Origin of the sequence: Lacrimispora sphenoides JCM 1415 (assembly GCF_900105615.1) — a bacterium.
Classification (GTDB): Bacteria; Bacillota; Clostridia; order Lachnospirales; family Lachnospiraceae; genus Lacrimispora; species Lacrimispora sphenoides.
In genome coordinates, this window is the sequence record NZ_LT630003.1 from 2,584,444 (window position 1) to 2,596,975 (window position 12,532).

Consider the following 12,532-nt stretch of genomic DNA (forward strand, 5'->3'; position numbering starts at 1 on the left):
CTCCTTAAAGCCTAATATTCTTCAAGCAATTCATACTGTTTTTCTTTGCCATTGGTAAAATAGATCCCCGTTTTCTCTGAAAATACGACCCGTGCTACCGTATACAGCAAATCAAGCTCCGCCGGTTTCATCTCATACGTATGCAGCATAAAGAAGCTTGGCTTCTCGCTTCTGGAATCATAGATTCGAAGAGAGCTTGTCATATCGTTGATTAATTCATCCACCTCCTGATGATACCCATGCTTGGAATCAATCAGGATAATTAAATCCACCATAACACGGTTAATTCTTAAATATTCGTAAGCCTTTAATGCATCCTTTACGATTCTTTCCTCTTTCATGGACCGGATCATTAAAAGCAGGATGGGGTTATCCCCTGACACTCCGAATTTCCACAGGAAGCTTTGATTCATAAAGTTCCGCCTTATATTTTCAGCCGGCCCCCGGTAAATGCCCGAAGGATAGAAGACAGGGCTGATTAAGTCCTGAAAGGCGTTTAACTGGGCTCTGGTAATCTCCAGATACTTTAACTCCAGGTTCGTTTGAAGCCGGAATTTTTCCAGGATATCATCGATCCGGTAGCTTACATTTAATTCCCCTGCGATTTTTATTGCTTCCTCTTTACTTGCGCACACTCCGGTAATGAATGAAATGCAGGCGGTTTCACCCGCCCCTATGCAGATCTGTGCCCGCAGGCTCATGATCGGGTCATTGCAAAAGCCTGAATTATTTAAAAAGGCAATGCTGTTAACCACTGAATCCGGATTTTCCAGGGTATTGTTTCTTCCGATAAAGCGTTTTCTGTCATTTTCATATTCCAGTTTTTTGCATAGCTTTGTTCCGGTTCTAACCATGTGCATCATATAAGGATTATCATCATCATCATTATCCTTCCGCCGTCTTTTTGCCAGAAAGATGTCCTGCTCTTCCAGGTACTCACTCTCCAGGAATAGCTTATTGAATGCAGGATGGCTTATTTCTGCCAGATGGGTATCATCCACCACCTCCAGATAGCTGGTCACCTCCAAGTGCTTTTCCTCATTCCCGTGATTGGTGAAGATGATTTTACGTATCTCATAGTTTTGGTCCGCATTTAAGCTGACAATCATGTGTGATGAGATATCTCCATCCCTGCGTTTAAATTCCGCCTGGTGCGGGCTGAAAATTACCTGGTAAGCATCCGGTGTCTTTCTGGTCGGATGATAAGCGGCACTCCAGACCCTTCCCCGCTTCATATCTTTGATATAGATATAATTACCTGTATTCGCATAAATATCCGACCGGAAACGGTAAAGCATCCGGTCTTCATATTTACTGAAGCCATCCCCATCGGTGGTTATCATCAGTGAATAATTACCATTTGATAAATAATTCACAACCGGTGGATTCATGCCGGTACGGTTGACATACCGGCTACTGTAAATGTCTTCTTTAAAAAGAGGCTTTCCAATCTTTATGGTATATCCCTGCTTTGCAATGGAAATCAAATAGGACTGACGTTTTTCTTCCAGCAGAACTTCTGTGGCTTTTATCATCATCTCCCCGTGAAACCTCTCCCGAAGGATTCCCCCATTCAGATAATTATTAATTGCAGCCAGATTCATCCCCTGATGATGGGCCATATAGGATTTTACTATGCAATAAGGGGTCAGTTCCACAGAATTCGGCACATTAAAATCTACGGATTCATAGAAACCGTAAGTGCCGTAAGCGCCTAATTCCTTCAGTCGTTTTAAGTTTTCCATACACTCTTCTTCTGCAATATCCAGTGCCAGCATCGTCGCATAGGGAGCAACCACCATGGAGTTCTTACGGACCGGCTGGAGTCTTATCTTTGGAACACCGAAGGCCTTGTACTGGTAATTCGAGTTTAGGTCGAACCGGTAATACTGGGATTCCGATATTCCCCAGGGTATTTCCGCCTCTTTTGCATACTTCATATGCTGGAGCACCGCCGCCCTGGAAGTCTGTGCATAGACGGAGTCTTCATATTCTTTGAATACAAGATTTGGCATCAGATATTCAAACATCGTACCGCTCCAGGACACAAAGCAGGGAATGCCTCCCACAATGGTCAGCGGTCTTCCCAGTTTATTCCAATGCTTTAGCGGCACTTCTCCCATGGCTATGGCAAGAAGGCTTGTAAGCGCCGATTCAGACGCCATAAGGTCATAGCAGCCTTCATCAAGCGTGTGGGTTGAAACATGATATCCGATGTGGAACAGCATTCTCTTTTCGTTAAATAAAAAACGGAAATCTACATTTGTTAAAATGCCGTCTATTTTATTGCTGAGCGCTCTGATCCGTTCTATCATGCTATCCGCAAATTTATTGTCCTCCGATGTAATACTGCGAAGGGAAGGATAAGAGAAATAGGTCTTCTCCTTCAGTTTTAAAGCTTCAGCTTCTTTTACAGTGCTGTCAATGAGATTCATTAACTGTCTGGTCCAGGGGTAGTCTTCCGGCGGTGAAAGCTCCCTATGGTTTAAATCTTCCCTGATTTGCACAATATCATCTATCAGCTCCCCTATCCTTTGATACCTTGGTTTCAGTTCATGTCCGGCAGAGCTGCCTGTTCTTATCCGAAGTTCTTCATTGCTGTTTTCAACCGCAATCCTGAGCTCGGACAGAAAATTCTCCGGATAAACCGGCCTGTCTATCTGTTCCAGAAGTCCATTTTTAAGCGCCACCAGATGCCCCAGGAAATTGCCGCTGTCAACGGTTGATATATAGGCAGGGTTTAATACCTCCAGGGTCCCGATATGATACCAGTTATAGAGATGCCCATTGAATTTGGGCATTTTCTGAATCGTTTCCATCAGATTTTCCACGACTTCAACCGTAGAGCTTAACGTTTCGAAACCAAAATCCCTGGCTGACAGGATTGCCAGAAACTGAAGTCCCATATTGGTCGGCGATGTTTTATCGCTGACTTTTTCCACCATTGAAATCTGGTAATTATCCGGACAGAGCCAGTTATTTTCCTTCGTGGAAAGCTCCTTAAAAAACTGCCAGGTTCTGCGTGCAGTATCCAGGAGCAGTTCATTGTTCTGTGCTAGATTCTTAAGTTGAAGCTTTTTATCCGGCTGACTGATCCCGTAGGCGATTTGGGAGGCAAAGCACCAGTCGGCAATTACGATTGCTGTCAAAATCATTCCGGCCGGGTTTAAATGTCCCATAAATAAGATTATCACAAGGGCAGCCGCCGGAAGAAGAGAACTCCACATGGTGATAAAATATCCCCTTCTGGTATTGACAATGGAGGCGTCCACTGCTTCCGCCGTATTCCAGCGAAGCAGATTTTTTTTGCTGATAAAGATCCGGTACATGGTTCTGATCATTGCATCCGTTGCGACATAAGCTCGGTAAGGAGTAATTGTAAACTCCAGGAAAGCCCGATAAAGCATTGCAGCAAGTTCCCTAAAAAAGCATTTATAGACAAGGGCGAGCTTTGGCCGGATCAGCTTCTGGGAGATAACTGCAAGCAAAAGAATCACCAGAGTAAATAAATCATTAAAGAAAACAATGGGTAACCAAAGATAATATGCCTTAGGCATCCATGCCAGATTAAACAATACAAATAACGTCTTGCTTAAAGGAACCATGCTTCTTCTTAAGTTGTCAAAGATCTTCCATTTTGACAGAGCACATAAGTTTTTACCATCCTGGGTCTTTCTTAAAAACAGCCAGGGCAGAAGCTGCCAGTCCCCGCGCAGCCATCGGTGTTCCCTTTTGGTAAAGGATAAAACACTGGTTGGAAAATTGTCCATAATCTTGACCGTACTGGAAAAAGCCGTTCTTGCATAGCAGCTCTCAAAAAGGTCATGACTGAGAATCCTGTTTTCCGGCACCTTGTTCTGAAGCACCTTGTGGAAGGCCTCCCGATCGTAAATGCCCTTCCCGGTATAGATTCCCTTATTAAAAATATCCTGGTAAATATCTGATATTACGGTTCCGTAATGAGCCAGGCCTGATTCCCCACCGAAGATTTTCGCAAACCTGCTGCCGTTCTTATCCACAATATGGTTTCTTACTGAAGGCTGAATGATGACATAGCCTTCTTCTACCTTTTGGCCTGCCGGGTCAAGAATCGGCTTATTTAAAGGATGATCCATCAGACCGACCAGTTTTGCGGCATTGTCACGAAGCAGATTGGTATCCGCATCCAGCGTGATTACATACCGGAAGGTGGGAAGGAGCTTTTCGTCGCAGTAAATAGAGGAAAAGGTGGTATTCTCCTTTTCTTCGCCATTTAAAAGGTTATTAAACTCTTCCAGCTTTCCTCTTTTACGCTCCCAGCCCATATAACAGTTCTCCGCTTTATTCCATTTGCGGCAGCGGAAGAATAAGGAAAAGCGCTGCTGTTCAGACGGATAGAGCTCATTTAACTCCTTCATACGTGCAGCAAGGGCGTTTTCAATCACCTTGTCATTTTCCATGAACTCGTCCGTGGAATCCGCAAAATCAAGCAGCAATGCAAAGTAAAGATTGGACTGACTGTTTGCCAGATAATGCTTTTGAAGACGTTCCATGTACCCCAGGCCCTGTTCCTTTGAGGAGACAATAACCGGCATAACCACAAAAGTTTTTGCATCCTCTGGTATTTCCTCCAGATAGTTCAGAGAAGGAATCTTCCTGACTTTAATTCTTCTAGTAAAAATAAAATTTGTAAGCTCTATGGAAATACCCATTAACAGCGGCATTGCCGATAAAAAGAGAATGACTAGCCGGCTGATATTCCTAAGCCCGCCAAGGTTCCAAAAGGCATAAAGCAGACAGGCACAAAGTCCCGGAATAATAAGGAACATGGCTAGGAAATAAAGGAAGCCGCTTACGTTCATTCTTTTTTTAATATTTTGAGGAATCGGCTTTCCTAACGCCTTTGCTTTTAAAATCGGATACCCTTTACCCAAAAGATAGGAACCCACATGATGGGAACAATGCAGGTCCTCTCTTCCCTCAACCGCCAGTTCCAGACAGTCTCCTGCTATCTTTTCCTCCAACAGCCGGTAACGGTGCGATAATTTAACGATTACCCCACGGTACATGCCCCTGGATTCCAAATCCATCTTTGGATATACCCCATCCGGATCCTGTGATAAAATCTGCTCCAGATAGGAATATTCCTCAAAGAACTTCTCTTCATCAACTTCATTGATATCCCTCAGGCTGACAATCAAGGTCCGGATATTTGTCTCAAGAAATGATTCAATCTTTCCTTCCTCCATGAATATGCCGGAGGTCTTTACCTGTCTCTCCAGGGAAGAAAAGTGATGTTCCAGGTATTTTTGAATGGAAGCCTCATCAAAAGACAGGTTCTTCAGCAGATGTATTACATGGGCATGGAAGGAGTAGTTAAGCCTTAAGTTATCCTCTGTTTTGCAAAGCAGCGCGGATATATCGGCCGGTCCCTTTTTATCTGCCAGCTTATCACGGAGAAATTTTTCTGCCTTTGATTTCACATCAATCATATGAAGAATTTCTTCCGCGATCACAATGATTTCTTCAAGAATACAAAAGCCCAGCACTTCCGGCAAAACCCAGATTTCCTTGTCTGTAAGGGGGATCTTTTGCTGATAAGCCTTTAACATCACAGAAATGTTTTCTTCACTTATGTGCCCGCCGGAAAGAGCCACCATTTTTTTTGCCACAACATAGATACGGGGGAAGTTCCGGTATTCCTTTCCCTCCAGAACCGGCAAAACGGCATAGCTGGTTCCTGATGTACGGACCTTTTTAATTTCCCGGTACAGCATCTGGAAATTATCAAAGAGCCAGCGTGCTGCCGGTATCAGGGAAATGATATCCGTGGAAACGGCAGAGATACTGTCTCTTATTTTATTCAGTTTTTTATAAGCAGCCTGGTTATAATCATTAAGAACAAAGCTGCGTCCCACCAGCCTGACCTGGTCATGACCTTCTGCCAGAACAAGCATCTGCTTCTCCCATTCGCTTGGGTCAAATTTATTTTCTTCTCCCTGGAAGCAGTCCGGGAAATGCACGTTCTTACTAAAATGATAACGCCGGTAATACAAAATGAATAGTACAAGGCAGATCGACGCAGCCAGCAGCAATAGAATATTCAGCAGAAACGGTGAATTTATATAAAAATTAGTTTTTTCCAAAAAGCTCTGCAATTGAAGCTCCTCCTTATTTAAGAAATCCTTCCGGCATAACAAATCTTTTTACAGATAGTTTGTCTGTTTTTCTATAAAAAATAGCGCAGTATTATATTGTAGCACTTTTTATGTTTTTTTATTAATTTCCTGTCAGATTTATAAAATTTATACGAACTCCGTGTTCCTTTGGGTGCGTTAATGAATTGAAGTTCAATAAATAATGGTAAAAGAAAGAGCATCCCCATACATAAAAGGATGCTCTTTCTTCTATTTATTTTTCCTGAATCCTAATATGTATCCAAAGAATTCTACATTCATAAAGCCACAATTCTTCCGCATTACGTAAATTTCCGGTCATAGAGCAGCGCCGCATTCAATACCACCAGTACAGAACCAGCATTATGTACCAATGCACCGCTAACCGGGTTTAGTACGCCTGTTACCGACAAAAGTATGGCGGTAACATTAATTGCCATTGAGATAGTGATGTTGAATTTTATGGTGTGAACCGTGGAATTGGACAGCCTTTTCAAATATGGAATCATAGAAATATCGTCGCCGGTCAAAGCAATGTCTGCCGCTTCGATAGCGATATCACTTCCCATACTCCCCATAGCCACACCTACGTCTGCGATTTTTAGTGCAGGTGCATCATTGACGCCATCCCCGATCATGCATACCTTTTTCCCTTGTTTTTTAAGCCCTGAGATACTGCTTACTTTATCTTCAGGCAGCAGCCCGGCTTTTACAGTACCAATGCCAATCTTTTCGGCAAAATATCCTGCCGCTTGAATATGATCTCCAGTCAGAAGCACAACCCGGGTATTCATGCCATGGAGTTCCTTTACCACACCATAAGCGGTATCCCGCAGCGTATCGGAAAGGGTAATCGCTCCGATCAATGACCTTTCTCTTGCTACAAGTATCATCGCTTTTCCCTGTGCACGATACTTCTCTAATTTAATGGACACCGATTCATCCACAAGTATCTGCTTTTCTTTTAGAAAGCTTACGGTTCCGCATAGCAGGGTCTGTCCGTTGACCGTTGCCGAGATGCCTTTTCCCGGCAGCATCTGAAAATTCTCTGCAGGTTCTATTGTCATCTGCAATTCTTTCGCATGAGAGACAATCGCTTTGGCCAAGGGATGTTCTGAATAGGCTTCTGCAGAGGCCGTCAGTCTTAAAAGCTGTTCTTCCCCTACTTCTTCTTTCAAAGGAACCACATCTGCGACCACCGGAATGCCTCTGGTCAGTGTACCGGTTTTATCAAAGGCAATGCAGTCCACTTTTCCCATGTTTTCCAATGCTTCACCGGATTTAATGATAACACCGTGCTTTGTTGCCTGTCCGATGGCCGCCATAATAGAGGTGGGGGTGGCCAGAGCCAATGCACATGGACAGAATACCACAAGGACGGTAACGGCGCGGTTTAAGGCTTCCATGATTTCATATCCAAGGGCCCATGTGATACCTAATGAAGCCACGGAAATCCCTAATGCCACAGGCACAAGCCAGGCCGCCCATTGATCCGCAATACGCTGTATAGGTGCTTTTTTATTTTCAGCTTCCTGAACCATTCGGATCAGTTTTTGAAGGGAAGAATCCTCATTAGCCCTGGCTGTAACAACCTCAATCGAGCCGTAACGGTTGATGGTTCCGCAGAAAACCTGATCTCCTACGCTTTTATCCACCGGGAGTGATTCTCCGGTTATGACCGATTGGTCGATTGAAGTGTTGCCTTCCGTTATTTCGCCGTCTACGGGGATCGTTTCCCCAGGCAGGATCCGAAGAATATCGCCCTGCTGGATCTGTTCCAGCGGGATCATTTCTTCCCGGCTTCCCGATGCATCAGTAAGAATTCTTCTTCCCATCATGGGGGTAAGACTGATTAACTGCTTTAATCCTCTTTTTGACCGTTCAACTGTCTTTTCCTCTAAAATTGCACCAATTGCCATGATAAAGGCAACCTCACCGGCAGCAAAGAACTCACCGATGGCAACTGAGGCAGCCATCGCAATGGAGATCAGCAATGCGGAAGAGATCCATTTTTCATATACCAATCGGGTGACTGCAAGATAAATAAGCGGGTATCCGGATAAAAGAATGGTTATCCATGCCGGATTTAAAGGGACCTCCTTCCCCGTCAGCAGCAGTATCAGGCTGAGCACCAGAAACGCACCGGAAATAATTGTCATTGTAAGACCAGCGAATAAGTCGCTTATTTTTTTCAACATGATCTGTCCTCCAAAATTATCCCTTGATTCTTTCGTCATTTTTCAGTACAATAAGTTCGTAACAGAACATATTGTTCTTTAAATAGTATAACAATGGTATATAAGCGATACAAGAAACGATTTTTTTAAAATGTACGATACCGAACAAATCTGCAAAATTGTTCAAAATGGAGAGGTATATGGACAGACGACAAAGAAAAACCAGGGAAGCTATTTTCGATGCATTCAGCAAACTGCTGATTCATAACAGCTATTCGCAAATCACCGTACAGGAAATCATTGATGAGGCCAACGTGGGCCGGACAACCTTTTATGCCCATTTTCCAACAAAGGACGATCTATTGCGGGAAATGTGTGCCGAACTGTTTGAGCATGTTTTCTCTCATAAGCCGGAAGCAGAACCGACTCATGACTTTTCAATGGCAACCGGCGATCCAAAGGCGATAGTGACTCATATTCTATACCACTTAAGAGAGCATGGACGGACGATGATTATCCTTTTGACCTGTGAAAACGGGGAACTGTTCCAGCGTTACTTTCATCAATACTTCCATGAGCTTGTTACGCTGCACATATTTAGCGGGAGCACCCGTAAGAATCCCATTGTACCGGAGGACTTTCTCATCGATCATATATCAGGGAGCTTTGTTAATCTGGTGCGGTGGTGGCTGAAAAATCATATGAAGCAGCCACCGGAGGAAATCGCAGACTACTTTTGGGCAGTCATACAGCCGGTTGTGTAAGGGAGAAAAAAGATGACATTACAACAGTTAAAATATTTTATTGAAGTGGCAAACTGCGGTTCCATCAACAAAGCCGCCGAACGATTGTTTATTGCCCAGCCAAGCCTTTCAAATGCTCTTCGCGAATTAGAAACCGAAATCGGACTCGAACTTCTCACCCGGACTCCCAGAGGCATATCTTTAACCACTGACGGAGCGGAGTTTCTGGGCTACGCCCGGCAGGTCGTGGAACAAGCGAGTCTCTTAGAACAACGGTGGCTGAATAAGAAACCGTCACGGCGGCTGTGCTCCATATCCACCCAGCACTATGCCTTTGCTGTGAATGCATTTGTCAATATGGTAAAAAAAACCGATGCAGAAGAATATGAGTATACGCTGCGGGAAGCAAGGACTTTTGAGATTGTGGAGGATGTGAAAAACCTGCGAAGCGAACTCGGTATCCTCTACATGAACAATTTTAACCGCCAGGTGTTAGAAAAGCTGCTGCGTGAAAACAATCTGACGTTTCATCCGCTGTTTGCCGCTGTTCCTCATGTTTTTATAAGCACCTCCAATCCCCTTGCCAGGAAAAAATATGTAACTCTTGAAGACCTGGCTGATTACCCCCGATTGTCCTTTGAGCAGGGGGATTACAACTCCTTTTATTTCTCAGAAGAAATACTCAGCACCGAATACGCCAGGAAAGATATTCATGTCGGTGACAGAGCCACTATTTTTAACCTTATGATAGGGCTTAATGGCTATACAATTTCTACAGGAATTGTAAGCGCAGACTTAAACGGGGATAATATCACGGCAGTACCTCTTCGCGTCAACGATTCGATAGAGGTTGGCTGGATTTCCCACAAAGATATTCAGTTGTCACGGCAGGCGGCAATGTACCTTGAGGAATTGAAAGCAGTTGTGGCCGAATATGGCGTTGATATTAAAAATGAGTTATAGCCTGGAGCTATAACTTGGCATATTTTTTTCATGTTACCAATAAGTCCTCCCTGGATGGTACAATCAGCTTACTAAATTGATGTACCTGATAAAGGAGGATTTTTCTATGAGCAAAAAATTCCAGATAGTAGGCAGTCTGCTGCGCCCGGCAGCTTTGCTGAAATACAAGAACCAGATAGAGAAGCAGGATGATATTACCTACCCGTTCTACAACGGTTTTGAAGGCTATAAGCAGTGTGAGGCAGAGTCTACGAAAGATGTCGTCGCAAAACAAATCGAACACGGGTTAACAGTCATTACCGATGGCGAGTATTCCAAGTCCATGTGGCACCTGGACTTTGTTTGGGGATTTCACGGCGTCAGCCGTTACATCGCGGAACACGGCTACTTTTTCCGTGACAAAGATGATACCCGTAAATACGAAACCCGCCGGGACATCGGTCTTAAAATCACGGAACCGCTCTGCGGCAGGAATCACCATTTCATCAAAGTCTTTGAGCAGCTTAAATCCATTGCCGGAGATAAGGAAACAAAGCTTTGCATCCCATCCCCATCCCATATCTTTGGAGAACTGTTATGGTCAGATAACATCGGCGGAAATGGCTCTGTTTACAATAACCCGCAGGAGCTGAAAGCAGGACTGACACAGGCTTACATAGAATTTGTAGAGGAATACGCTTCTGCCGGCGGAAAAATCCTGCAGTTAGATGACTGTCTTTGGGAGCTTTTTGCAGACGATAATCCCAATTCCCCCTACACGGGCGAACACATCAACCAGGATGAAGTTAAGGCACTTGCGGCTGAATTTATCGAAATCAATAATACAGTGATTGATTTCGGCCACAGCCTGGGGCTTGCTATGTGGACCCACAACTGCCGCGGCAACTACGATTCACGGAATATGGGCGGCGGATCCTATGTAAAGATTGCCAATCTGTTTTTAAAGCAGTTAAAATATGACCGTTTTTTCCTGGAATGGGATGACGACCGTGCGGGATCCCTAGAGGCGCTGAAAGTTTTTCAGGATAAGCCGGATACAGAGATTGTTCTGGGCTTATTGTCATCAAAAACCAATACGCCGGATGACGAAGCCCGTGTGATCCGGCTGCTTAACGAGGCATCTGAAATCATCCCAAAAGACCGCCTGCTCCTCTCTCACCAGTGCGGATTTGCTTCCTGTGACGGCGGCAACGAGCTGACGGAAGAAGAACAGTGGGCAAAAATTGATCAGGGGCAGAGAATCGCACTGTCATACTGGGGAGAATGAGTTCGTTCAGTTTAATAAGCATGACAAATACCGGCAGGAAAACCTGCCGGTATTAAGTATTATGATTACTGAATGCCAGCCATTTTAGTCTTTATCCTCAATGACAGCAATTCCGTCCACTTCAAGTAAGCACCCTGGACGTCCGACTCCTGAAACAAATAAAACAGTGACTAACGGCGGATTATCTGATAAACCAGCCATTTCCTGAAACGCTTTGTAGCCAACTTGCGGGTCGCATCCATTTTGTAAATAAATGTTGAGTTTAATCAGATTGGCAAAGCTTGCATTTTCAGAAGCTAATATGGCTGCAATATTATGAAGCACCTGCTTTGTCTGTAATTCCAAATCTCCGGCTCCTACAAGCTCTCCTTTTGAATTAGTCGCATTTTGTCCGCCTATATAAATTGTTTTTGCCTTACCGCTAACGGTAATCGCCTGACTAAATGCTTTTGATACGAATAACCCCTCCGGATTCTTATGCTCCACTTTAAATCCGCTCATAATTTCTTCTCCTTTCAATAAACCAGATCTTATCACTCCATTGAAACCTTAGCGCTTATCCCCTCATGATTGGATTGAATCCATCAACTCATAGAAATATTCCGCTTTATGTGTCTTATAAAGATGATACCAGGAATCTAATGTTTTTGCAGAAAATACATCCAGAGCTTTCAGGACATGGAGGGAAAATTCCAGGGGCGCTATTCCGGAAGCAGTTATCAAATTCCCGGCAGTTACGGCAGGTTCCTGCATATAGTACTGTTCTCCCTCATAGCCTGGACAGATCATCTTAAGATATCCCAAATCATTGCTCGTATGCCGGCTGGAATCCAGCAATCCTTTCCGGGCAAGACCTATTGTAGCTCCGCAAATAGCTGCCACAATAATACCTTCCTTTAAAAACTGCTCTGCCATAGATAAAATGGGATCGTGAACCTGTTCTGTCCATGTATTTCCGCCAGGTAAAATCAAGGCGTCTGCGTTTTCCATGGTACACTCATGAAGTTCTATATCCGGTAATATGTTCAGGCCTCCCATTGTGATAACAGGTGTCTTACTCGTTCCGACCGTAACGATTTTTGATGGGGCTACGCCTTTCTTATAATATCTTCCGGAATTCAGTTCCGCAGTTAAATAACCTATTTCCCAATCAGCCATTGTATCAAATACATAAAGATATACAACGTTTTTATTCATACACACATCCTCCATTTTTTAATTTTCCAA

Annotated in this window: 7 protein-coding genes; 3 read left to right on the forward strand and 4 right to left on the reverse strand. The window is 43.9% G+C overall.

The genetic code is table 11. From position 1 onward, the window contains the following. Positions 1 to 11: 11 nt before the first annotated feature. Positions 12 to 6,137 carry a glucoamylase family protein gene (locus BMX69_RS11690; protein WP_100042430.1) on the reverse strand — a complete coding sequence of 2,042 codons (6,126 nt, stop codon included), beginning with the start codon at positions 6,135 to 6,137 and terminating at the stop codon, positions 12 to 14. A 320-nt stretch (positions 6,138 to 6,457) separates the two neighbouring features. After that, positions 6,458 to 8,353, reverse strand: coding sequence for a heavy metal translocating P-type ATPase (locus BMX69_RS11695; protein ID WP_100042431.1), 1,896 nt, complete (start codon positions 8,351 to 8,353; stop codon positions 6,458 to 6,460). 179 nt (positions 8,354 to 8,532) lie between these two features. Here BMX69_RS11695 and BMX69_RS11700 point away from each other — a divergent pair, with 179 nt between their 5' ends. The 3 genes from BMX69_RS11700 (at position 8,533) to BMX69_RS11710 (ending at position 11,305) form a co-directional block, all read left to right on the forward strand. After that, entirely contained in the window at positions 8,533 to 9,096 is a 564-nt protein-coding gene (locus tag BMX69_RS11700) for a TetR/AcrR family transcriptional regulator (protein ID WP_054791597.1), read from the forward strand. Between the two features lie 12 nt (positions 9,097 to 9,108). Continuing rightward, positions 9,109 to 10,038: a LysR family transcriptional regulator gene (locus tag BMX69_RS11705; RefSeq protein WP_100042432.1), complete on the forward strand. Its 930-nt coding sequence runs from the start codon at positions 9,109 to 9,111 to the stop codon at positions 10,036 to 10,038. A gap of 106 nt (positions 10,039 to 10,144) precedes the next feature. Then, positions 10,145 to 11,305: a uroporphyrinogen decarboxylase/cobalamine-independent methonine synthase family protein gene (locus tag BMX69_RS11710; protein WP_100042433.1), complete on the forward strand. Its 1,161-nt coding sequence runs from the start codon at positions 10,145 to 10,147 to the stop codon at positions 11,303 to 11,305. A gap of 84 nt (positions 11,306 to 11,389) precedes the next feature. Here the strand turns inward: BMX69_RS11710 and BMX69_RS11715 are convergent, their stop codons facing one another. Together BMX69_RS11715 and BMX69_RS11720 are read right to left on the reverse strand one after the other, a co-directional pair. Further along, positions 11,390 to 11,806 (reverse strand): RidA family protein, encoded by a 417-nt coding sequence (locus BMX69_RS11715; protein WP_054791599.1) that lies wholly within the window; start codon positions 11,804 to 11,806, stop codon positions 11,390 to 11,392. Positions 11,807 to 11,869: 63 nt separating this feature from the next. Beyond that, entirely contained in the window at positions 11,870 to 12,502 is a 633-nt protein-coding gene (locus tag BMX69_RS11720) for a type 1 glutamine amidotransferase family protein (RefSeq protein ID WP_054791600.1), read from the reverse strand. Positions 12,503 to 12,532: the final 30 nt, after the last annotated feature.

Coding starts and splice junctions, on each gene's coding strand:
- BMX69_RS11715 (WP_054791599.1), bottom strand. CDS start 11,806: ATGAGCGGATTTAAAGTGGAGCATAAGAATCCGGAGGGGTTATTCGTA.
- BMX69_RS11705 (WP_100042432.1), top strand. CDS start 9,109: ATGACATTACAACAGTTAAAATATTTTATTGAAGTGGCAAACTGCGGT.
- BMX69_RS11720 (WP_054791600.1), bottom strand. CDS start 12,502: ATGAATAAAAACGTTGTATATCTTTATGTATTTGATACAATGGCTGAT.
- BMX69_RS11695 (WP_100042431.1), bottom strand. CDS start 8,353: ATGTTGAAAAAAATAAGCGACTTATTCGCTGGTCTTACAATGACAATT.
- BMX69_RS11710 (WP_100042433.1), top strand. CDS start 10,145: ATGAGCAAAAAATTCCAGATAGTAGGCAGTCTGCTGCGCCCGGCAGCT.
- BMX69_RS11700 (WP_054791597.1), top strand. CDS start 8,533: ATGGACAGACGACAAAGAAAAACCAGGGAAGCTATTTTCGATGCATTC.